The following is a 21273-nucleotide window of genomic DNA, read 5'->3' as shown; positions in this document are numbered from 1 at the left end:
GCGGCTGGGCATGAGCTGTCGGCACCGGTTTCCATGGTCCTGCACGCCCGCGCGTCCCGGGCGGGCGGGCGTCACGGCTCCGTGGCGACGAGTTGGTCGACCAGGCGGCGCGCCTGGGTGAGCAGGGTGCCGTAGGTGGCGATCTCGCCGGGGTCGTCCGGTACCGAGCGGGTCAGGTGCCGGCGCAGTTCCTCGTGCGTGTCGCGCAGCGTCCGCACGGCTTCGCGCAGCTCGTGGTCGTCCCGGCTGCCGAAGCGGCTCTGGCAGTAGAGCTGGAGCGCCTGCGCGGTCCGGCGCAGGAAGTCCGCGTAGCGGCGGGCGACGGACGGGTCCGGGCGGGCCACCGGCCGGTCCTCGTGCGCGGCCTCCAGGACGGCCCGGGTGACACCGGCGGTGTGCACGGCGGCGTAGTCGAGGACCACCACCGCGTCGTCGTAGTCCTTGCCCGGCGCGGAGAGCGCGCGGGAGCGGCGGCGGAGGTTGATCCGCATGCTCTCCCGGCTCCAGCCGACCGCGGAGCGCGCCTGGTCCACCAGACGCTCCAGGCGCAGCGCGCGCTCGTGCCAGCCGGCGGCCTCGTCGGCGTCCCACCGGTCCTCGGCCAGCCCGTCGGCCACCGCCTCGAGGATGTCGTGGGCCTCGCCCGCGGCGTCCTGGAGGGCCGCGCGGCTGTCGCGCAGGTAGACCGGGGGCCGGATCAGCGCGTTGACGGCGATGCCGACCAGGGCGCCGAAGGTCGCCTCGGCGATCCGGGCACCGGAGGTGGCGACGGTGACCTGCCCGTTGGTCAGGACGAACAGGGCGCCGGTGGCCGCGTAGATGCCCTGGCTGCCCAGGCGCTGCCAGTGGCCCAGCAGGACGACCGTGGGCAGCACCAGCGCCATGGCGGTCATCGTGTCGTGCAGCAGGAGGGCCGCCGCCGTCGCCACGACCGTGCCGGTGGCGATCGCCGCGAGCTGCTGCAGCCCGCGCGCGATCGACCGGTACACCGTCGACTCCACCAGGACGATCGCCACCCAGGGCGCCACGAAGGCCACCGGGGCCTTGAGCCACCAGCCCGCCACGGCCCAGGCCACCCAGGCGGCCAGTGCCGCCTTCAGCGCCTGGATGACGATGTCGCGCTCCCGGCCGGGCCCCTTCCAGGCCCGCCGCACCGCCTGGCCGGCCGTCTGCAGCCAGTGCCCCACCGGCTGGATCACCGTTCGCTTGCCACTCATGGCAACCCAGGTGCCACGGGGCTCGCGATGAATGCCCGCTTTCCCGTGCCTGCTCGCGCCCGGTGCCGGGTGCGTGCGGAGCTATTCCCGCAGGAAGTCCGCGATGCGCTCGTCCCAGGTCGCGATGTCGGCGGGGTTGTGCGAGACGTGCAGCCGCGCGTCGGGCAGCAGCTCGGCGAGTCGCTCCGCCGTGGAGACCGGGTGTCCGGGGTCACCGCTCCAGGCGAGGATCAGCGCGGGCTGGGTGAGACGGGCGATCTCCTCCCGGGCGGGCAGGTCGGAGGCCGCCGCCCCGCGCAGCAGTGCCGGCAGCGTCTCGGGGTGCGCGCCCAGCGACCGCGGCGGGTAGCCCGGTGCGCCGACGAGGGACTCCGGCACCGGCGCGCCCGCCAGAGCCGCCGCGAAGCCCTCCACGCCCTCCTTGTCCGTGACGTCGGCGAGAGTGCGGTACAGCTCCGCCTGGGCGGGCCGGGTCTCCCACGCCGTCGGCGGGATCATGAGCACCAGGCGGTCGAACCGCTCGGGTGCGCGCACCGCCGCGGTCAGCACGGTGGCGCAGCCCAGCGAGTCGCCCATGCCCGCCACGGGCCGCCCGCCGTCCAGACGGTCCATGAGCGCCAGCAGGTCGTCGGCGAACCGGGGGTAGGTGTAGTCGTCGGCGTGCGGGCGGTCGCCCGACTCGCCGTGTCCCCGGGCGTCGTAGCGCACGAAGCGGCGGCCTGGCAGGGCTTCGACCGCCGCCCAGCCGAACAGGCCCAGGTCCGCCTCGGCCTGCCGGCTCAGCAGCAGGCCGTGGGCGTACACGGCGAGCGGGCCCTCGCCCGTGGACTCGTAGGCGAGGTGGGTGCCGTTCGGGAGTGTCAAGCGCAGCGTCATGATCGGCCAACGCGGCAGGCTGCGGACCGTATTCCGGGCGCGCTCGCCAACTTCATCGTGCACCAAGGGCGTTCAGGCCAGCAGCGGCAGTGCGGGGAACTCGTACCCCGCCCAGATGCGCCGCGACGTCTCCTCCGGGTACGCGGTGACCGTCGGGTCCGCGTCCAGCACCTGCACCAGCCGGCGCTCGGTGTCGTACGCCGGCCAGCCCGGGTCGCCCGTCCTCGCGAACGTCGTCCAGGACGCGCGGAAGTGGGAGGCCAGGGCCTCGGCCTCCGGGCCGGGCTCCACGCCCGCGAACAGCAGGGCGCCGAGATCCGACGTGAACGTGCCGAAGAGGAGCGGGATGTCCAGGCCGTGGCAGGCGCGCAGGACGCCTCCGCCGCCCGGGGCGGGCCAGGTCAGTTCGTACGCGTACGCGCGGCCGCCCCCGGCCACCTGCGCCTCGGCCAGGTGCAGGGTGGGCATGCGGAACAGCCAGTCGGACTGGACCCGCTCGTACAGTTCGTCGGGCGTGGCGTCGGGGAACGCGGCACGGTAGGCGGCCTCGCCGTCCGGGCCCGGTGCGAACAGGCGCAGGGCTCCCGTCACCTGTTCGTCGGTGATCCGGCCGAGCATGTCGCCGAGGACCAGGAAGAGCTGGTACTCCTCCCGGTTGTGCCCGGTGACCAGCTCGACGTCCCGGGCCGCGCCGGCCGCCAGCGCCCGCCAGGGCGTGGTGGGCAGCACCTCGCCGTCGACGACCGGCGAGAAGGGGGTCACCGTGGGCGCGACCTGCCCCCAGCGGTCCTGGTACTGGAGCATCTTCGCGCCCAGCGCCTGGCCGGCGTCGGTCAGTTGGCGCGGGGCCACGGCCGACAGGTCGGCGGCCGTGGGGCGCAGGCCCGCCTCGGCGGCGATGGCGGTCGCGAGGTCGCGGGCCAGTTCGTCGGAGAAGTACGTGCCCGGCACGCTCTGGGCGATCGCCCGCCGGAACAGTCCGGCCGCGCGGGGCATGGCCAGCAGCGCGGCGATCGACCCCGCCCCCGCCGACTCGCCGAAGACGGTGACCTGCTGCGGGTCGCCGCCGAAGGCCTCGATGTTGTCCCGCACCCACTCCAGGGCCGCGACCTGGTCCAGCAGACCGCGGTTGGCGGGGGCGCCCTCGATGCGGGCGAAGCCCTCGACGCCGACGCGGTAGTTGAAGGTGACGACCACGAGGTCGCCGTCGCGGACGAGGTGCCGGGCGTCGTAGCCGGGGCTGCCCCCGTGGCCGAACTTGTAGGCGCCGCCGTAGATCCACACCATCACGGGGCGGCGGGCGGCCGGATCGGGGTCGGGCGTCCAGACGTTGACGGTCAGCCAGTCGTCGCCCAGGGTCCTGTCCGGGAAGCCGATGCCGGCCTCCTGCGGGGGCGGCGGCCCGAACGCGTCCGCCTCCCGCGTGCCCTCCCAGGCCCGTGCCGGGCGCGGCGCCTGGAAGCGGGCCTCCCCCACCGGCGGCTCGGCGAACGGTATGCCGCGGAACACGGCGAGGCCGTCCTCCCGGCGCCCGCGCACCGCGCCGCCCGCGGTGCGCACCACGGGCCCCGGCTCGTCGTCGGTGGCCGGCCTGCGGGACTCGGCTGTCGTCATCTGTGACCCCTCACTGGTTGCCGGGCCGGCCCCCTCGTCCGGGTGCCGGTGGAGCAGGGTGTACGGGCGGCCGGGCGGCCGCCGTCCCGCTCTCGCGGGCAGGACGGCGACCGCCCGACCTGATGATCGGTGGCACTCTACGCCTTGGCCTCGGAGACCTGCGCCTGCGCAGCCGCACACCGCACAGCCCCGCGGCCCTCGAAGGGCGCGGGGCTGTGCGGCCACTGCGTCCGCGTCAGTGCAGGGTCTTCAGCGACGCCGCGTCGTACGCGCTCAGGGCGTCGAAGCGCCCTTCCAGCACCTTCTTCGCCCACTCCGGGTCCTGGAGCAGCGCCCGGCCCACCGCCACCAGGTCGAACTCCTCCGACTCCAGCCGGTCCAGGAGGTTGTCGATGCCCTTGACCTGCGCGCCCTCGCCCTGGAACGCACCGATGAAGTCGCCGTCCAGGCCCACCGAGCCGACCGTGATCGACGGCTTGCCGGTGATCTTCTTCGTCCAGCCCGCGAGGTTGAGGTCCGAGCCCTCGAACTCGGGGAGCCAGTAGCGGCGCGTGGAGGCGTGGAAGGCGTCGACGCCCGCCGCAGCGAGCGGGGTGAGGATCGCCTCCAGCTCCTCGGGGCTCTCGGCGAGCCGGGCGGTGTAGTCCTGCTGCTTCCACTGCGAGTAGCGGAAGAGGACCGGGAAGTCGGGGGACACCCGCTCGCGGACGGCCGCGACGATCTCGGCCGCGAACCTGGTGCGGGACACGGGGTCGCCGCCGTACGCGTCCGTGCGGCGGTTGGTGCCCTCCCACAGGAACTGGTCGACGAGGTAGCCGTGGGCGCCGTGGATCTCCACGCCGTCGAAGCCGATGCGCTCGGCGTCCGCGGCGGCCTGGGCGAACGCGGCGATGACGTCGTCCAGGTCCTGCTGGGTCATCGCCCTGCCGGTGGGCTCGGCACCCGCCGTGACCAGGCCGGAGGGGCCCATCGCGGGGGCGTCCGGGTACGGGGCGTCGCCGTCCTTGCGGACCATGCCGATGTGCCACAGCTGCGGGACGATCGTGCCGCCCGCCGCGTGCACGTCCTCGGCGACCTTCGCCCAGCCCGCGAGCTGCTCCTCGCCGTGGAACCGGGGCACGCGCCCGCTGTTGCCGGCCGACTCGTGACCCACGTACGTGCCCTCGGTGACGATCAGCCCGACGCCGGCGGCGGCGCGGCGCGCGTAGTAGGAGCGCACGTCCTCGCCGGGGATGCCGCCCGGGGAGAACATGCGGGTCATCGGCGCCATCACGATCCGGTTCGGGACGGTGAGGCCGCCCAGCGCGATGGGACGGGACAGGATCTGGGCCGCGCGGGAGGCGGGGGTGGTGACGGTCACGTGAGGGGCTCCTCGGATCGCTGTGTTAACCGACTGGTATGTGCGCGCGCATTGTTGCAGCTTCTGAAGCAACCATCTATGCGCCGCCCCACATTCCCCGTCGGGCGGGACGCCCGCGTGATCCCGGACACGCCCGAGGGCGGCACCCCCTGCCACAGACAGGGAGTGCCGCCCTCGTACGGAAGGACTGGTACCGATCCTCGGAAGGATCAGAAGTCCATGTCACCACCCGGCATGCCGCCACCGGCGGGCGCGGCGGCCTTCTCCGGCTTGTCGGCGATGACGGCCTCGGTGGTGAGGAACAGCGCGGCGATGGAGGCGGCGTTCTGCAGCGCGGAACGGGTCACCTTCGCCGGGTCGATGATGCCCTCGGCGATCATGTCCACGTACTCACCGGTCGCGGCGTTCAGGCCGTGGCCCGGGGTGAGGTTGCGGACCTTCTCCACCACGACGCCGCCCTCGAGGCCGGCGTTGACGGCGATCTGGGTCAGCGGGGCGGTCAGGGCCTTGCGGACGATCTCGGCGCCGACGGCCTCGTCGCCCTCGAGGTCCAGCTTCTCGAAGGAGTTCTGCGCCGCCTGGACCAGGGCCACGCCACCACCGGCGACGATGCCCTCCTCGACGGCCGCCTTCGCGTTGCGGACCGCGTCCTCGATGCGGTGCTTGCGCTCCTTGAGCTCCACCTCGGTGGCGGCACCGGCCTTGATGACGGCCACGCCGCCGGCCAGCTTCGCCAGGCGCTCCTGCAGCTTCTCGCGGTCGTAGTCGGAGTCGCTGTTCTCGATCTCGGCGCGGATCTGGTTGACGCGGCCGGAGACCTGGTCGGCGGAGCCGGCACCGTCGACGATGGTGGTCTCGTCCTTGGTGATGACGACCTTGCGGGCGCGGCCCAGGAGGTCCAGGGTCGCGTTCTCCAGCTTGAGGCCGACCTCCTCGGAGATGACCTCGCCGCCCGTGAGGATGGCGATGTCGCCGAGCATGGCCTTGCGGCGGTCGCCGAAGCCCGGGGCCTTGACGGCGACGGACTTGAAGGTGCCGCGGATCTTGTTGACGACCAGGGTCGACAGGGCCTCGCCCTCGACGTCCTCGGCGATGATCAGCAGCGGCTTGCCCGACTGCATGACCTTCTCCAGCAGCGGGAGCAGGTCCTTGACCGAGGAGATCTTGGAGTTGGCGATCAGGATGTACGGGTCGTCGAGGACGGCCTCCATACGCTCCATGTCGGTGGCGAAGTACGCCGAGATGTAGCCCTTGTCGAAGCGCATACCCTCGGTGAGCTCGAGCTCCAGACCGAAGGTCTGCGACTCCTCGACGGTGATGACGCCTTCCTTGCCGACCTTGTCCATGGCCTCGGCGATCAGCTCGCCGATCTGGGTGTCGGCGGCGGAGATGGAGGCCGTGGAGGCGATCTGCTCCTTGGTCTCGACGTCCTTGGCCTGCTCGAGCAGCGAGGCGGAGACGGCCTCGACGGCCTTCTCGATACCGCGCTTCAGGGCCATCGGGTTGGCACCGGCGGCCACGTTGCGCAGGCCCTCGCGGACCAGCGCCTGGGCGAGCACGGTCGCCGTGGTCGTACCGTCACCGGCGACGTCGTCCGTCTTCTTGGCGACTTCCTTGACCAGCTCGGCGCCGATCTTCTCGTACGGGTCCTCGAGCTCGATCTCCTTGGCGATGGAGACACCGTCGTTGGTGATCGTGGGGGCGCCCCACTTCTTCTCGAGGACGACGTTGCGGCCCTTGGGGCCGAGGGTCACCTTGACGGCGTCCGCGAGCTGGTTCATGCCGCGCTCGAGGCCGCGCCGCGCCTCCTCGTCGAACGCGATGATCTTGGCCATGTGAAGTGGTCCCTCCAGGACTGGGGGTGATTACTTCGGACCGCGCCCGCGCCCGCGACGGACGGCCCCGGCCGGAGGTTCCTTGCCCCACCCGGCCCGCGGCCTCACCGACCCGGTCCATCTGTTGTCACTCTCACCTTCAGAGTGCTAACGCCAATGATTAGCACTCGCCCCTGCCGAGTGCAAGCCGCTCCGGGGTATCGGAGGGTGAACTCGGGAGCATGATCCGCAGGTGGACGCCGCTGCGCGCCCCCTGGAGGAGCCGTGGCCGGACACGGCCGAGGGCCCGCACCCCGGACACGACCGAGGGGCCCGTACCCCGGACGGGATACGAGCCCCTCGACACGTCGAACAGTTCAGTCGTCGGCGCGTTGTATCAGGCGGTCACGCGGACCATGTCCGCCTGCGGGCCCTTCTGACCCTGCGAGATCTCGAACTCGACCCGCTGGCCCTCTTCCAGGGTGCGGTAGCCGTCCATCTGGATCGCGCTGTAGTGGACGAAGACGTCCGCACCACCGTCGACCGCGATGAAGCCGTACCCCTTCTCCGCGTTGAACCACTTGACGGTGCCCTGAGCCATGCCTAACTCCCCTATTACTGGCCCTTGCACAGATCCACACTTCGCGGATCCGGGTCAGACCTCACCCCCCAACGGTTGGGGGCGTGCGCCGGAACGCGTCGACCGCGGCTGAATGTATCTGTCCAACTGCCGTCTGCAACAGGTCAATCGGACGAGAATTCGGGGCACGACCGGTCGGGAATGTACGGAGAATTCACCTGAATGCAGGGCAAGTCGGGCCCGGCAAAAGGAATGAATGGCTCAAAAGCCCTGCACACTTTGGCTACTTCTCATCGGGCGTGCGGCAGGTGATCGCGGTTCCGGAAGGGGAGTCCGGGAGCGCGTTCCCCAACTCTACCCCGTTCAACCATGCAGAATTGCCCCCTCCGTTTCTCTCACGGAGAGGGCAATTCGATGAACAGTGAGTGACGTGCGTTACCGACGGTAAGGTACGTGCCTCCGAAGGACCGTCAGCCGCCCGCCACCGCGGGGATGATGGAGACGCCCGCGCCGTCCGGGGTGGCGGTCTGAAGGCCCTGCTCGAAGCGGACGTCGTCGTCGTTCACGTAGACGTTGACGAAGCGGCGCAGCTTGCCCTGGTCGTCCAGGACCCGGGCGGCGATGCCGGTGTGGTTCTTCTCCAGGTCCTCGATGACCTCGGCGAGGGTCGCGCCCTCGGCGGTGACCTCGGCCTGGCCGCCGGTGTAGGTGCGCAGGATGGTGGGGATGCGGACGGTGACGCTCATCGGGGGATGACCTCCGGTCGGGGTACGGCTGGTGGGTTGTGGCGGGCGGAGGTCAGACGAGACCGGCCTCGCGGAAGGACTCGAGGGTAGGACGGATCGTCGCGGTCAGCCCCGTGTCGGCCACCGCGTCCAGCGTCTTCAGGCCGTCCCCGGTGTTGAGGACGACCGTCGTCTTCGCCGGGTCGAGGACGCCGTTCTCGATCAGCTTGCGCGTGACGCCCACCGTCACGCCGCCCGCCGTCTCGGCGAAGATGCCCTCGGTCCGCGCCAGCAGCTTGATGGCGTCGACGATCTGCTCGTCCGTCACGTCCTCCACGGCGCCGCCCGTACGGCGGGCGATGTCCAGGACGTAGGGGCCGTCGGCGGGGTTGCCGATCGCCAGCGACTTGGCGATGGTGTCCGGCTTCTGCGGCCGGACGACGTCGTGGCCCGCCTTGTACGCCGTCGACACCGGCGAGCAGCCCTCGGCCTGGGCGCCGAAGATCTTGTACGGCTTGTCCTCGACGAGCCCGAGCTTGATCAGCTCCTGCAGCCCCTTGTCGATCTTCGTGAGCTGCGAGCCCGAGGCGATCGGCACCACGATCTGGTCCGGCAGCTCCCAGCCGAGCTGCTCCGCGATCTCGTACGCCAGGGTCTTGGAGCCCTCCGCGTAGTACGGCCGCAGGTTGACGTTGACGAAGCCCCAGCCCTCGCCGGCCGGGTCGCCGATCAGCTCGGAGCAGAAGCGGTTCACGTCGTCGTAGTTGCCCTCGATGCCGACCAGCTCGCCGCCGTAGATCGCGGCCATGACGACCTTGCCCTGCTCCAGGTCGTGCGGGATGAACACGCAGGAGCGGAAGCCGGCCCGGGCCGCCGCGGCGCCGACCGCGCCCGCGAGGTTGCCGGTGGAGGAGCACGACAGGGTGGTGAACCCGAAGACGCGCGCCGCCTCCAGCGCCTGGGCGACCACGCGGTCCTTGAAGGAGTGCGTCGGGTTACCGGAGTCGTCCTTCACATACAACCCGCCGGTGACGCCCAGCTCGCGCGCCAGGTTGTCGGCCTTGACGAGCTTGGTCCAGCCCGGGTTGAGGTTCGGCTTGTCGGCGACGTCGGCCGGGACCGGCAGCAGCGGCGCGTAGCGCCAGATGTTCGCGGGGCCCGCCTCGATCCGCTTCCGCAGCTCCTCGGTGTCGTAGCCCGAGAAGTCGTAGGCGACCTCCAGCGGGCCGAAACACTCCTCGCACGCGAAGACCGGGCCGAGCGGCACCCGGTGTCCGCACTCGCGGCAGGACAGGGCCGCGGCGGGGCCGAGGTTCACGGAGTCGGTGGTGCTTGCAACTGTCTGCACAGCCATGTCAGGCGAGGCCCTTTCTCCTCATCTTCCCCACGACGCATCTCGCCGTGAGACGGAATTGGCACCTTCCCTAGCCGGGAGCCTCGCGAAGACGATCGACAGCGATCTACGAGAGCCGACTGGAGGGTTGCCGGGGCTTCATCGGGCCGTGTCCCTCTGCCCCTCTGGATGAGCTGTATGTGGTTGTCTCGCCGGCGCGGGCGGGGCGGACCCCGACATGCGATGGTCACCGGCGTTGTTCAAGACTGTAACCGACGGCCGGGAGAGTTGAGATAGTCGTCCGAACCGCGAGATGGATCACAAGAGAGACCGTTCGACCGTCCCCGACTCACCCCCACCCCGCTATCGATGTGAGGAGCAGCAGACCGTGCTGGAAGAAGTCGAGCGCTGGCTGAGCACCCGCTCCTGGTCCGTCACCGACCGCCCGCTCCACCAGATCATGGCCGCCAAACGGGCCTCGGGCTCCTCGGTCAGCGTCGTGCTGCCCGCGCTCAACGAGGAGGAGACGGTCGGCGAGATCGTCTCCGTCATCCGGCACGACCTCGTGCGACGGGTTCCACTGGTCGACGAGATCGTCGTCGTCGACTCCGGCTCCACCGACCGCACGTCCCAGGTCGCCGCCGCGGCCGGCGCGAGAGTGGTGCACCGCGACACGATCCTGCCGCGCATACCGGCCGTGCCCGGCAAGGGCGAGGTGCTGTGGCGCTCCCTGTTCGTCACCGGAGGCGACATCGTCTGCTTCGTCGACGCGGACCTGAAGGAGTTCTCGTCCGACTTCGTGACCGGGATCGTGGGCCCGCTGCTCACCGACCCGGGCGTGGACCTGGTGAAGGCGATGTACGACCGGCCGCTCGGCGGTGCCGAGGGTGACCCGGCTGATGAGGAGAAGCGCGCCGAAGGTGCTCCGCACGAGGACGGTGGCGGGCGACGGACGGGCCAGGGCGGCCGGGTCACGGAAATGATGGCGCGCCCGCTGCTCAACATGCACTGGCCGCAGCTCGCCGGTTTCGTCCAGCCGCTCGGCGGCGAGTACGCGGCCCGCCGCTCCCTGCTGGAACGGCTGCCGTTCCCGGTCGGATACGGCGTCGAGCTGGGCATGCTGGTGGACGCGCTGCACCTGGTGGGGCTGGACGCGCTGGCCCAGGTCGACGTCGGTGTGCGCAAGCACCGCCACCAGGACAGCCAGGCGCTCGGCCGCATGGCCGCCGCGATCTACCGCACGGCCCAGCTCCGGCTGGCCCGCGGCCATCTGATCCGCCCGTCCCTCACCCAGTTCGAACGGGGGGAGGACGGCTTCGAGCCGCGTACGTACTCGGTGGACACGGAGGAGAGGCCGCCGATGGCGGAGATCGCGGAGTACATGGAGCGGAAGGTGGCCTGAACCGTGCGCGGCCGGACGCCCGGACGTGGCGGACACGACTCCGCATACGGCCGAAGCAAACGTTTGAGCGTTTTGGGCTCGGGCTAGGTTTCGAGGCATGGCTTCCACGCAGCATGCCCACGGCGCCCGCATCCTCGTCGCCTCCAACCGCGGCCCGGTCTCGTACGCGCTGGAGGAGTCGGGGCGGCTCACCGCCAAACGCGGCGGAGGTGGCCTGGTGTCGGGCCTGTCGGCGATCGGACCGGACACGGACGCCGTCTGGGTGTGCGCGGCGCTGAACGACGGCGACCGCGAGGCCGTACGCCGCACGGGTGGGGCACTGGATCCGGCCGACACCGGCGGACAGCGCGTGCGGATGCTCGACATCGACGCGACGGTGTTCTCCGAGGCGTACAACGGCATCGCGAACTCGGTGCTGTGGTTCGTGCACCACATGCTCTACCAGACGCCGCTGGAGCCGGTCTTCGGCAGGGAGTTCCGGCACGCCTGGGCGTCCTACGAGGCGTACAACCGCGCGTTCGCCGAGGCGCTGGCCGAGGAGGCGGCCGAGGGGGCGGCGGTCCTGGTCCAGGACTACCACCTGACGCTGGTCCCGGGGATGCTGCGCGAGCTGCGGCCGGACCTGCGGATCGGTCACTTCTCGCACACGCCGTGGGCGCCGGTGGACTACTTCCGGATGCTGCCCGACGACATCGCCGAGCAGGTGCTGCGCGGCATGCTGGGCGCCGACCGGCTCGGCTTCCTCACCCGGCGGTGGGCCGACGCCTTCGCCGGGTGCTGCGAGGCGCTCGTCGGCGGGCTCGGGGACACCCGGATCGGGGTGCACGGCCTGGGCGCGGACGCGGACTTCCTGCGCGAGCGGGCGCACCGGCAGGACGTGGACGAACGGATGGCGATCCTGCGGGAGCAGATCGGCACGGGCCCCGACGGCCGCCCCCGCAAGGCGATCGTGCGCGTGGACCGGACGGAGCTGTCCAAGAACATCGTCCGGGGTCTGCTGGCGTACGAGGAGCTGCTGGAGTCCCGTCCGGAGTGGCGTGAACGGGTGGTCCACGTGGCGTTCGCGTACCCGTCCCGGCAGGACCTGGCCGTCTACCGGGAGTACACGGCGGAGGTCCAGCGGGTAGCCGCCGAGATCAACGAGCGGTACGGGACGCCGGGCTGGACCCCGGTCGAGATGCACGTCAAGGACGACTTCGCGCGCTCCCTGGCCGCGTACCGGCTCGCCGACGTGGCCCTGGTGAACCCCATCAGGGACGGCATGAACCTCGTCGCCAAGGAGGTTCCGGTGCTGTCGGACCAGGGGTGCGCGCTGGTGCTGTCGCGGGAGGCCGGGGCGCACGAGGAGCTGGGCGACGACGCGGTGACGGTGAACCCGTACGACATCCGGGGGACGGCACAGGCCCTGCACGAGGCGTTGTCGATGCCGGCGGGTGAGCGGGCGGAGCGCTCGAAGCGGTTGGCTGCGCAGGCCACGGCGCTTCCACCCGCCCGGTGGTTCCTGGACCAGTTGGCCGCACTTCAGGCGTGAGAGCTGTCCTTCGGGTGCGGCCCGGCGGGGTCGCCTCAGTCCAGCCTCTCGGCCAGCGACCTCAGTAGCCGTACGACCCCCTGGGGGCCGTCGACCACCAGGTCCGCCCGCTTCGCCAGCTCCGTGACCTCGTCGCTGCCGCTGCAGACCAGGAGGCCGGGGACGCCGTCGGAGCGGAGTTCGTCGACGGCGGCGAAGGCGGGGAGGTCGCCGAGGTCGTCGCCCGCGTACAGGACCGCTTCGGCGCCGGTCTCGCGGACGTACTCCGACAGGGCCACCCCCTTGTCCATGCCCGGCGGGCGCAGTTCCAGGACCATGCGGCCGGGTTCGACGATCAGGCCGTGGCGGGCGGCGAGTTCGGCGAGGGGTTCGCGCAGGGTCTCGAAGGCGGCCTGCGGGTCCTCGGCGCGGCGGGTGTGGACGGCGACGGCGCGGCCCTTCTCCTCGATCCAGGTGCCGCGCCAGGCGCCGATCTCGTCGAGGTAGCCCGGGAGTTCGGCGCGGACGGCGGCGACTCCCGGGTGGGGGGCGGGGGCGGTGACGGTGCCGGTGCGGGCGTCCCAGCGTTCGGCGCCGTAGTGGCCGAGGACGACGAGGTGGTCGAGTCCGGGAACGCCAGCGAAGCCGCCGTGGCGGACGGCGACGCCGGCGGGCCGGCCGGTGACGACCGCGACGGAGGCGACCTTCGGGGCGAGGGCCGCGAGGGCGGGGACCGCGTCGGGGTGGGCGCGGGCCTGGTCGGGGTCGGGGACGATCGGGGCGAGCGTCCCGTCGAAGTCGAAGGCGAGGACGGCCCGCTGGGGCCGCGCGAGGATGGCGTCGAGACCGTCACGCCCGGCCGGGGTGGCGGGCGTCGGCAAGGAGTCCGTGTGGCTGCCCATGGGTCCGACCCTATCGGCGCGAAGCCGGGCGCACCCACGGGGTCACGGGGGCGCACCGGGCGCGCACCGTCCGACGCCCCACGGCTCCTGGCGGCCCTCCCGCCGCACACCGCCGTCACGCTGCCGCTACCCGGCGGCCCTCCCGCCGCACGCCGCCGTCACGGTGCGGTGTCGTGCGCACGCGGCTCGCCGGTGGTGGGGTCAGCGTTGCGTGCGGTGGGTTTCGCGCAGGCGGCGGAGGCGGTTGACGGTGACCGGGGCGTGGGCGAGGGCCCTGGGGTCGTCGAGGAGGGCGTTGAGGAGCTGGTAGTAGCGGACGGGGGCGAGGCCGAGCTGCTCCCGTATGGCCCGCTCCTTGGCCCCCGGCCCGGAGAAACCGCGGCCCTCCAGGGCCAGGATGGCCTTCTCTCTCGGGTTCAGGTCGTCCATGGGGGAACCGTAACCGCTGGGTCCGACAGGCTCCCCCGCGTGCCCGCCGTCAGCGGGCCGCGTTGTCCGCCGTGACGGCCGCCCGCTGGAGCCCGCCCAGGATCGCCGCCGGGCTGCCGTTCGGGCCGACCGCGTCGCCTATCCGCTTCTTGATGTCCGCGCTGACCGTCGCCCACGACGTCTTGCCGACCGGATACAGCTCCGCGCTCGGCAGCTCCTGCAGGAACGGCTCCAGGTCCTGGTCCCGGGACGACTGCGCCATGGTCTCCTGGGCGGAACTCGTCACCGGCAGCAGGTCGTACTCGCGGGAGAAGGACAGCACGTTCTTCTCGCTGTACACATAGTCGAGGAACTGACGGATCTGGTCCTGGTGGCCGCTCTGCTTGAACGCCATCATCCAGTCCGCCACGCCCATGGTCGACTTCGCCCGGCCGTTGATCCCGGGCATCGGCACCATGCCGAACTTCACGCCCTTCTCGCGCGCCATCTTCATCAGGGACGGGTGCCCGTTGAGCATGCCCACCTCGCCGCGCGTGAACGCGGCGAAGGCGTCCGCGCGGTTCAGCTTCCCCGGTGCCACCGGCCCCGTGAGCCCCTTGCCGACCAGGTTGTCCTTCAGCCAGGTGAAGGTGGCCACGTTCTCCGCGGAGTCCAGGGCGTAGGAGCCGAAGCCGTCCAGATACCCGGCACCGCCGCTGAGCAGCCACTGCATCGTCTCGGCCTGCGCCTCCTCGGGCCCCAGCGGCAGCGCGTAGGGGTACTTCACCCCCTTCGCCTTGAGCAGCGCCGCGTCCGCCGCCAGGTCGCTCCAGCTCTGCGGCGGGGTGGTGATGCCGGCCTCGGTGAACAGCGTCTTGTTGTAGAAGAGGATCCGCGTGGAGGCGGCGAACGGCATGCCGTACTGGGTCCGGTTCACCTTGCCCGCGTCGGTCAGCTCGGAGACGAAGTCCGCCTGGACGGGGATCGAGAGCACCTCGTCGGCCTCGTACAGCTTGCCCGCCGCCGCGTAGTCCGCGTACGCCCCGATCTGCGCCACGTCCGGAGCGTGACCCGCGGCCACCATCTCCTTGACCTTGCGGTCCACGTCGTTCCAGGAGTAGACGCTGACGTCGACCTTGATCCCGGAGTGCTCCGCCTCGAAGTCCTTGACGAGCTGGTCCCAGTACTTCTTGGAGCTGTTCGCCGGCGAGTCCCCGTAGTCCGCGGCCACCAGCCGCAGCGTGACGTCCCCCGAGCCCACCGCACCCGCGCAGCTCGCCAGAGCACCCGTCATGCCGAGAGCGGACACCACCGCGATCAGGCCCCTGCCCCATGTCGTCCTGCGCGTACCGCGTCCCTGCACCGCTTTTGCCCGCCCTGCTGTCTCGCCATTCGGAATATCCAAAGGATAAGGTCTACACCACCTCAGTGGACTAGACCTCTTCCGGGTCCACGAGTGACACTGTCCCCGTGAGACATGTCATCGCCCTCGACGTGGGCGGCACCGGGATGAAGGCCGCCCTGGTCGGCGCCGGAGGCGAGCTGCTGCACCGGGCGCGCCGGGCCACCGGCCGCGAGCGCGGGCCGGACGCCGTGGTGGAGTCGGTCCTCGCCTTCGCCGCCGAGCTGCACGCGTACGGCGAGCGGCATCTGGGCGAACCCGCGGCCGCCGCCGGAGTCGCCGTCCCCGGGATCGTGGACGCCGGGCGCGGTGTCGCCGCGTACTCGGCCAACCTGGGCTGGCGCGACGTGCCCCTGCGGGATCTGCTCAGCCGCCGGCTCGACGGGGTGCCCGTGGCGCTGGGGCACGACGTGCGCACCGGCGGGCTCGCCGAGGGCCGCCTCGGTGCCGGCCGGGGCGCGGACCGGTTCCTGTTCGTGCCGCTCGGCACCGGGATCGCGGGCGCCATCGGCATCGGCGGCCGGGTGGAGGCCGGGGCGCACGGCTTCGCGGGCGAGATCGGCCACATCGTCGTGCGGCCCGGGGGGACCCCGTGCCCCTGCGGTCAGCGCGGCTGTCTGGAGCGGTACGCGTCCGCGGCGGCCGTGGGCGGGGCCTGGGCCGAGGCGGCCGGCGCCCCGGAGGCCGACGCCGCCGACTGCGCCAAGGCCGTGGCGTCCGGGGACCCGCGGGCACGCAGGGTCTGGCAGGACGCCGTGGACGCCCTCGCCGACGGCCTGGTGACCGCGCTCACCCTGCTGGACCCGCGCACCCTGATCATCGGTGGCGGGCTCGCCGAGGCCGGGGAAACGTTGTTCACACCGCTGCGCGCGGCCGTGCGCCGCCGCGTGACCTTCCAGAAGCTGCCGTCGATCGTCCCCGCCGCCCTGGGGGACGCCGCCGGATGCCTCGGCGCCGGGCTGCTGGCCTGGGATCTCCTCGAAACCACCGACCCTGCGGAGGTAACCACCTGATGGCCACTACGAAGGTTCTCGCCGGTGCCCGGGTGGTGCTGCCCAGCGGTGTCGTGGACGACGGCCGCCTGGTCGTGGAGGGCGCGCGCATCGCAGCCTTCGCCCCCGAGAACGCGGAGGTCGTCGACGTGCGCGGCCACTGGCTGGTCCCCGGCTTCGTGGACATCCACAACCACGGCGGCGGCGGCGCCTCCTTCTCCGGCACGGCCGACGACGCCCTGACGGCCGTCCGCACCCACCGGGAGCACGGCACCACCACGCTCGTCGCGTCCACCGTCACCGACGACATGGACGTCCTCGTCCAGCAGGCGGGACTGCTGTCGGAGCTGGCCGAGCAGGGGGACATCGCCGGTATCCACTTCGAGGGGCCGTTCATCTCGCCGTGCCGCAAGGGCGCGCACTCCGAGGCGCTGCTGCGCGACCCCGACCCGGCGGAGGTGCGCAAGCTGGTCGACGCGGCGCGCGGCCGGGCCGTGATGGTGACGCTCGCCACCGAGCTGCCCGGCGGCCTGGACTCCGTACGGCTGCTCGCCGAGCACGGGGTGATCGCGGCGATCGGGCACACGGACGCGACGTACGAGCAGACCGTGCAGGCCATCGACGCGGGCGCCACGGTCGCCACCCACCTGTTCAACGCGATGCCGCAGCTCGGCCATCGCGCACCGGGCCCCGTCGCCGCCCTGCTGGAGGACGAGCGGGTCACGGTGGAGCTGATCGACGACGGCGTCCATCTGCATCCGGCGGCGCTGCGCCTGGCGTTCCGTCAGGCGGGTGCGGCACGCGTGGCGTTCATCACGGACGCCATGGACGCGGCCGGCATCGGTGACGGGCGCTACATGCTCGGTCCGCTCGAGGTCGAGGTCAGCGAGGGGGTGGCCCGGCTGGTGGAGGGCGGCTCGATCGCGGGCTCCACGCTCACCCTGGACCGCGCGTTCCGCCGGGCGGTCACCGTCGACGGGCTGCCCGTCGAGGACGTCGTCACGGCCGTCTCGGCGGGCCCGGCCAAGCTGCTCGGCGTCTACGACCGGGTGGGCTCCCTGGAACCCGGCAAGGACGCCGACCTGGTGCTGCTGGACGGCGACTTCCGCCTCAAGGGCGTGATGCGCCGCGGGCAGTGGGTGGTCGATCCCCAACTGGGGTGATTCATCCGTTTGTTGGTGTGCGGCGGTCGACCCCGGGACTGGGCCGACCGCCGACTCTTTTGGCATGATCGAGCCTCCGCAACCGCCGACGGCAGGCGCATTCCCCGGTCCGCGCCCACGGACCGCGCCGGTCCGACTCTCGAGGGAGGTCCCCACGTGATCCTGACGGTCACGCTGAACACCGCTCTCGACATCACCTATCGCGTACGGGCGCTGAGGCCGCACACCTCGCACCGGGTGACCGAGGTGACCGAACGGCCGGGCGGCAAGGGGCTGAACGTGGCCCGGGTGCTCGCCGCGCTCGGCCACCAGGTGACCGCCACGGGCTTCGCGGGCGGCGCGACGGGCCGCTCGCTGCGGGACCGGCTCACCGGCACGCACGGTCTCGTGGACGCACTGGTACCGGTCGCGGGCGCCACCCGGCGCACCATCGCGGTGGTCGACGAGTCGGCCGGCGACACCACCCAGCTCAACGAGCCCGGCCCGGTGATAACGCCCGCCGAGTGGTCGGCCTTCCTTCAGGCGTACGACGACCTGGTGCGCTCCGCCGCCGCGGTGGCCCTGTGCGGCAGCCTGCCGCCGGGCGTGCCCGTGGGGGCGTACGCCCACCTGGTGCGCACCGCGCGGGCGGCGGGTGTTCCCGTGCTGCTCGACACCGGCGGGGAGCCGCTGCGCCGCGGCGTCGCCGCCCGCCCGGACATCGTCAAGCCGAACGCCGAGGAGCTGGCCGAACTGACCGGCTCCCACGAGCCGTCGCAGGCGACGAGGGACGTCCGCCGGCGCGGTGCGCACACGGTGGTCGCCTCACTGGGCGCCGAGGGCCTGCTCGCCGTGAACGCGGAGGGACGCTGGCGGGCCGTCCCGCCGCGCCCGCTGAGGGGCAACCCGACGGGCGCGGGCGACTCGGCGGTCGCGGGCCTGCTGTCGGGCCTGGTGGAGCACCTGCCGTGGCCGCAGCGCCTGGCCCGGGCGGTGGCGCTGTCGGCGGCGACGGTACTGGCCCCGGCGGCGGGCGAGTTCGACCGCCGCACCTACGAGGAGCTGCTGGACCAGGTCGCGGTGACCGCCGAGACGACGGCCGCTTAGCCGACGGGGCCTACTTCGACCAGCCGTTCGTCAGCCAGAGCTGGTCGAGGTTGGCGTTGCACTGGTTCCCCTGCTCGCAGGAGATCCGGATCGTGTTGGTGCCCTTGTTGAGCTCGATCCAGTTGTACGTCTTCGTCCAGCCCTTCTCCCAGTCGCCCTGGGGCGCCTGCGCCCAGTTCTTCAGGCCCATGGGAGTGGTCTGCGCCGTCCCGTTGATCGTGAGGGTGGCGGTGGCGTCGACGCCGGGCACGCCGTAGCCGGTGTGCAGGGTGTACTTGCCGGTGGAGGGGACGTCCACCGTCCAGGTCACGGCGGCGCCGACGTGGTTGAAGTTCCCGACGTAGGTCCCGCCGTCGGCCTTGGCGCCCTTGACGTCGGACGCGGTGGTGGCGCCGCCCTCCAGGTGCAGTGCCTTCGCGTCGATCGCCGGCAGCTTGCCGTCCTGCGCGGACTGCTGGGTGGAGGACCCGCTCGGGGACGCGCTCTGCGCGGTCGACGGGGTGGACGCCGCCTGGCCGCCCTTCTTCCCGTCGTTCCCGTCGTCGTTCATCATGGCGACGCCGATGCCGATGACGACCGCCGCGACCACCGCGATGGCGCCGATCAGCAGGCCCTTGGTGTTGGGGCCCCGGCCGCGGCCGGGGCCGGGCGGCTGGGCCGCCGGTGCCTGACGGCTCGTCGGGGCACCTCCCGGCACCGTTTCCGGGGCCGTGTAGTGCGCGTTCGGCTGACCGTACGCCTGCTGCTGCGGGACCTGGCCGTAGGCGGCCGTCTGGGCCTGCGGCTGGCCGTACTGGCGCTGGCCGACCGTGCGCACTCTGTTGACGGAACCCGGGTAGCCGTAGCCGCCTGCGGGCGGCTGGGCGCCGTTGGCCTGACCGTCGGCGTAGAGGTAGCCGAACGGGTCGTCGTCCTCGGGCGTGCTCGCGCCGTTGTTGCCGGGCGTCATCCCTAGGTACTCCTCAACAGGTGCGGGTTCAGATGCGTACGTGGCTGAATGGCGAGCCTACCCGGTCCCCGGACCGTGCACGGCTGTTGTTCCCATCACCCGGTGGCTGACCTGCGGTTTATCCCGCACGCCTGTGCTGTTTGGGACGAGACCGTTTCTCTACGTACATCCGCTCGTCAGCCGATTTCAGCACTTCGTCCGCCGTCATGCCGCAGTGGGCCCAGCCGATGCCGAAACTCGCGCCGACCCGCATGGCGCGGCCGTCGACCCGGATCGGCTGGATGATCTCGTTGCGCAGACGGACGGCGAGGTCCTGGGCGTCGGCCTTGCCGAGCCCGTCCGCCAGCACGACGAACTCGTCGCCGCCGAGCCGGGCCACCGTGTCCCCGTCGCGCACCCCGCGGCTGAGCCGCCGGGCGACCTCGATGAGGACGGCGTCGCCCGCGTTGTGCCCGAACCGGTCGTTGATGGACTTGAAGCCGTCGAGGTCGCAGAAGAGGACCGCGAGACCCTTGGTGCCGTCGTCGCCGTCGCCGTCCGGGGCGACGGTGTGCACATGGTGGTCGAAGGCGTCGTAGGGCCCCGGCACGGCGTGGAAGTCGAAGGCGTGCCCGCCGCCCTCGTGGACGGCCGGGTGGTCGCTCGGGAACCCGTCGCCGTACGCGGCGTCCAGGGAGTCCGCCGCGCTCGGCGGCAGCGACTGCGGGCGCCGGCACAGGCGGGCGGACAGACGGGCGCGCAGCTCCGCGGAGTTGGGCAGGCCGGTCAGCGAGTCGTGGGAGGCGCGGTGGGCGAGCTGCAGCTCGCGGCGCTTGCGCTCCTCGATGTCCTCGACGTGGGTGAGCAGGAAGCGGGGTCCGTCGGCGGCGTCGGCGACGACGGAGTTGCGCAGGGACACCCACACGTAGGTGCCGTCCCGGCGGCCGAGCCGCAGTTCGGCCCGGCCGCCCTCGGCGGAGGTGCGCAGCAGGGTGCCGATGTCCTCGGGGTGGACCAGGTCGGAGAACGAGTAGCGGCGCATGGCGGAGGCGGGGCGGCCCAGCAGGCGGCACAGCGCGTCGTTGGTGCGCAGGATCCGGCCGTGCTGGTCGCCGCCCATCTCGGCGATGGCCATGCCCGAGGGGGCGTACTCGAAGGCCTGCCGGAAGGACTCCTCGCTGGCGCGCAGCGCCTGCTGCTCCCGCTCCAGGCGGACCAGGGCCCGCTGCATGTTGGCCCGCAGCCGGGCGTTGCTGATGGCGATGGCGGCGTGGAAGGCGTACATCTGGAGGGCCTCGCGCCCCCAGGCGCCGGGCCGCCGCCCGTTGCGCGGCCGGTCCACGGAGATGACGCCCAGGAGTTCACCGCGGGAGCTGCCCTGGACGCCCGGCGTGTACATGGGCGCGAAGAGGCGGTCGGAGGGGTGCCACTCGTCCTCGAAGCGGGGCTCGGGGCCGTCGGTGTACCACTGCGGCACGTCGTCCTCGTCGAGGATCCAGCCCTCGGTGTGGGGTATGAACCGCAGGGTGCCCCAGGCCTCGCCCATGTTCAGGCGCCGCTCCCAGGACGCACGGGAGCCGACGCGGCCGGTGATCAGCGCTTCCGCGGCGGAGTTCCCGGCGAGCGCGGCGACGACGAGGTCGCCGTCGGGGCGTACGAGGTTGACGGCCGCCAGCTCGTAGCCGAGGCCGCCGACGATGCCGTCGGCGACCGTCTGCAGCGTGTCCGCCAGGCTGCGCGCGGTGTTCATGTCCGCCATCACCTGGTGAAGCTGCCGCAGGGTCGCAAGACGGACATAGGGCTCCGACTCGGTTTCCATTCGCCCTCCCCTCGAGATCTCGCAGCAACTCCAGGGATGCGTCGGCGTACCACCGTTCTCCCGGTCTTCCGCGGCGCACTACTCGGAGTACTCCCCGGGTAGCGTCATGCAGCGTCTCCGCCACTGAATCACAGCGCGCTGC

18 protein-coding genes and 1 riboswitch are annotated in these 21273 nt (G+C 72.2%); of the genes, 5 read left to right on the top strand and 13 right to left on the bottom strand.

The features are described 5' to 3' along the window. Nucleotides 1–71 precede the first annotated feature (71 nt). The 8 genes from ACZ4SW_RS23735 to thrC all read right to left on the bottom strand — a co-directional run bounded on the left by ACZ4SW_RS23735 (nucleotide 72) and on the right by thrC (nucleotide 9540). Nucleotides 72–1217, bottom strand: coding sequence for an FUSC family protein (locus ACZ4SW_RS23735; RefSeq protein WP_468248631.1), 1146 nt, complete (start codon nucleotides 1215–1217; stop codon nucleotides 72–74). Between the two features lie 81 nt (nucleotides 1218–1298). Further along, a complete protein-coding gene (locus ACZ4SW_RS23730) occupies nucleotides 1299–2081 on the bottom strand; it encodes an alpha/beta fold hydrolase (protein ID WP_468248623.1) in 783 nt (260 codons plus the stop codon). Between the two features lie 84 nt (nucleotides 2082–2165). Continuing rightward, on the bottom strand, nucleotides 2166–3707 hold the full coding sequence (locus tag ACZ4SW_RS23725; protein WP_468248617.1) for a carboxylesterase/lipase family protein: 1542 nt from the start codon (nucleotides 3705–3707) through the stop codon (nucleotides 2166–2168). A 235-nt stretch (nucleotides 3708–3942) separates the two neighbouring features. After that, nucleotides 3943–5067, bottom strand: a complete 1125-nt coding sequence (locus tag ACZ4SW_RS23720) for an NADH:flavin oxidoreductase (RefSeq protein ID WP_468248610.1) — start codon at nucleotides 5065–5067, stop codon at nucleotides 3943–3945. Between the two features lie 209 nt (nucleotides 5068–5276). Continuing rightward, nucleotides 5277–6902, bottom strand: coding sequence for a chaperonin GroEL (groL, locus tag ACZ4SW_RS23715; protein WP_388571858.1), 1626 nt, complete (start codon nucleotides 6900–6902; stop codon nucleotides 5277–5279). A gap of 376 nt (nucleotides 6903–7278) precedes the next feature. Next, on the bottom strand, nucleotides 7279–7482 hold the full coding sequence (locus tag ACZ4SW_RS23710; RefSeq protein WP_004986573.1) for a cold-shock protein: 204 nt from the start codon (nucleotides 7480–7482) through the stop codon (nucleotides 7279–7281). A 449-nt stretch (nucleotides 7483–7931) separates the two neighbouring features. Beyond that, on the bottom strand, nucleotides 7932–8207 hold the full coding sequence (locus ACZ4SW_RS23705) for a MoaD/ThiS family protein (protein ID WP_309063974.1): 276 nt from the start codon (nucleotides 8205–8207) through the stop codon (nucleotides 7932–7934). 52 nt (nucleotides 8208–8259) lie between these two features. After that, nucleotides 8260–9540, bottom strand: a complete 1281-nt coding sequence (gene thrC / locus ACZ4SW_RS23700; protein ID WP_468248591.1) for a threonine synthase — start codon at nucleotides 9538–9540, stop codon at nucleotides 8260–8262. Between the two features lie 18 nt (nucleotides 9541–9558). Further along, a riboswitch (SAM riboswitch) is annotated at nucleotides 9559–9715 on the bottom strand. Nucleotides 9716–9907: 192 nt separating this feature from the next. On the opposite strand from thrC, the gene ACZ4SW_RS23695 reads away from it, so the two are divergent. Both ACZ4SW_RS23695 and ACZ4SW_RS23690 read left to right on the top strand, forming a co-directional pair. Next, nucleotides 9908–10921 (top strand): glucosyl-3-phosphoglycerate synthase, encoded by a 1014-nt coding sequence (locus ACZ4SW_RS23695; protein WP_468248901.1) that lies wholly within the window; start codon nucleotides 9908–9910, stop codon nucleotides 10919–10921. Nucleotides 10922–11018: 97 nt separating this feature from the next. Next, nucleotides 11019–12452 (top strand): alpha,alpha-trehalose-phosphate synthase (UDP-forming), encoded by a 1434-nt coding sequence (locus ACZ4SW_RS23690; protein ID WP_468248585.1) that lies wholly within the window; start codon nucleotides 11019–11021, stop codon nucleotides 12450–12452. A gap of 35 nt (nucleotides 12453–12487) precedes the next feature. On the opposite strand, the gene otsB is transcribed toward ACZ4SW_RS23690, so the two are convergent. The 3 genes from otsB to ACZ4SW_RS23675 form a co-directional block, all read right to left on the bottom strand. Further along, nucleotides 12488–13333 carry a trehalose-phosphatase gene (gene otsB / locus ACZ4SW_RS23685; RefSeq protein WP_468248578.1) on the bottom strand — a complete coding sequence of 282 codons (846 nt, stop codon included), beginning with the start codon at nucleotides 13331–13333 and terminating at the stop codon, nucleotides 12488–12490. Between the two features lie 201 nt (nucleotides 13334–13534). Beyond that, nucleotides 13535–13762, bottom strand: coding sequence for a DUF3263 domain-containing protein (locus ACZ4SW_RS23680; protein ID WP_468248571.1), 228 nt, complete (start codon nucleotides 13760–13762; stop codon nucleotides 13535–13537). A 49-nt stretch (nucleotides 13763–13811) separates the two neighbouring features. Next, complete coding sequence (locus ACZ4SW_RS23675; RefSeq protein ID WP_468248562.1) at nucleotides 13812–15035, bottom strand: extracellular solute-binding protein; 1224 nt, start codon at nucleotides 15033–15035, stop codon at nucleotides 13812–13814. Between the two features lie 176 nt (nucleotides 15036–15211). On the opposite strand from ACZ4SW_RS23675, the gene ACZ4SW_RS23670 reads away from it, so the two are divergent. The 3 genes from ACZ4SW_RS23670 to ACZ4SW_RS23660 all read left to right on the top strand — a co-directional run bounded on the left by ACZ4SW_RS23670 (nucleotide 15212) and on the right by ACZ4SW_RS23660 (nucleotide 18384). Further along, the gene (locus ACZ4SW_RS23670) at nucleotides 15212–16156 is read left to right on the top strand and encodes an ROK family protein (RefSeq protein ID WP_468248556.1); all 945 of its coding nucleotides are present in this window, start codon (nucleotides 15212–15214) and stop codon (nucleotides 16154–16156) included. Continuing rightward, a complete protein-coding gene (gene nagA, locus ACZ4SW_RS23665) occupies nucleotides 16156–17298 on the top strand; it encodes an N-acetylglucosamine-6-phosphate deacetylase (RefSeq protein ID WP_468248549.1) in 1143 nt (380 codons plus the stop codon). The genes ACZ4SW_RS23670 and nagA overlap by 1 nt, the downstream gene beginning before the upstream one ends. Before the next feature lie 156 nt (nucleotides 17299–17454). Then, nucleotides 17455–18384 (top strand): 1-phosphofructokinase family hexose kinase, encoded by a 930-nt coding sequence (locus ACZ4SW_RS23660; protein ID WP_468248542.1) that lies wholly within the window; start codon nucleotides 17455–17457, stop codon nucleotides 18382–18384. 10 nt (nucleotides 18385–18394) lie between these two features. Here ACZ4SW_RS23660 and ACZ4SW_RS23655 read toward each other — a convergent pair whose 3' ends face one another. Together ACZ4SW_RS23655 and cdgB are read right to left on the bottom strand one after the other, a co-directional pair. Further along, entirely contained in the window at nucleotides 18395–19333 is a 939-nt protein-coding gene (locus ACZ4SW_RS23655; protein ID WP_468248536.1) for a CBM35 domain-containing protein, read from the bottom strand. 118 nt (nucleotides 19334–19451) lie between these two features. After that, nucleotides 19452–21131 carry a diguanylate cyclase CdgB gene (cdgB, locus tag ACZ4SW_RS23650; RefSeq protein ID WP_468248531.1) on the bottom strand — a complete coding sequence of 560 codons (1680 nt, stop codon included), beginning with the start codon at nucleotides 21129–21131 and terminating at the stop codon, nucleotides 19452–19454. Nucleotides 21132–21273: the final 142 nt, after the last annotated feature.

This window comes from Streptomyces sp. NPDC028331 (assembly GCF_055565775.1).
This window is presented reverse-complemented; position numbering and strand designations above follow the sequence as displayed.

Excerpts from the sequence above, each read along its gene's own strand:
- otsB (WP_468248578.1), bottom strand. The coding sequence starts at position 13,333 with ATGGGCAGCCACACGGACTCCTTGCCGACGCCCGCCACCCCGGCCGGG.
- ACZ4SW_RS23655 (WP_468248536.1), bottom strand. The coding sequence starts at position 19,333 with ATGACGCCCGGCAACAACGGCGCGAGCACGCCCGAGGACGACGACCCG.
- ACZ4SW_RS23690 (WP_468248585.1), top strand. The coding sequence starts at position 11,019 with ATGGCTTCCACGCAGCATGCCCACGGCGCCCGCATCCTCGTCGCCTCC.
- groL (WP_388571858.1), bottom strand. The coding sequence starts at position 6,902 with ATGGCCAAGATCATCGCGTTCGACGAGGAGGCGCGGCGCGGCCTCGAG.
- ACZ4SW_RS23675 (WP_468248562.1), bottom strand. The coding sequence starts at position 15,035 with ATGACGGGTGCTCTGGCGAGCTGCGCGGGTGCGGTGGGCTCGGGGGAC.
- thrC (WP_468248591.1), bottom strand. The coding sequence starts at position 9,540 with ATGGCTGTGCAGACAGTTGCAAGCACCACCGACTCCGTGAACCTCGGC.
- ACZ4SW_RS23680 (WP_468248571.1), bottom strand. The coding sequence starts at position 13,762 with ATGGACGACCTGAACCCGAGAGAGAAGGCCATCCTGGCCCTGGAGGGC.
- nagA (WP_468248549.1), top strand. The coding sequence starts at position 16,156 with ATGGCCACTACGAAGGTTCTCGCCGGTGCCCGGGTGGTGCTGCCCAGC.
- ACZ4SW_RS23710 (WP_004986573.1), bottom strand. The coding sequence starts at position 7,482 with ATGGCTCAGGGCACCGTCAAGTGGTTCAACGCGGAGAAGGGGTACGGC.
- cdgB (WP_468248531.1), bottom strand. The coding sequence starts at position 21,131 with ATGGAAACCGAGTCGGAGCCCTATGTCCGTCTTGCGACCCTGCGGCAG.
- ACZ4SW_RS23725 (WP_468248617.1), bottom strand. The coding sequence starts at position 3,707 with ATGACGACAGCCGAGTCCCGCAGGCCGGCCACCGACGACGAGCCGGGG.
- ACZ4SW_RS23735 (WP_468248631.1), bottom strand. The coding sequence starts at position 1,217 with ATGAGTGGCAAGCGAACGGTGATCCAGCCGGTGGGGCACTGGCTGCAG.
- ACZ4SW_RS23705 (WP_309063974.1), bottom strand. The coding sequence starts at position 8,207 with ATGAGCGTCACCGTCCGCATCCCCACCATCCTGCGCACCTACACCGGC.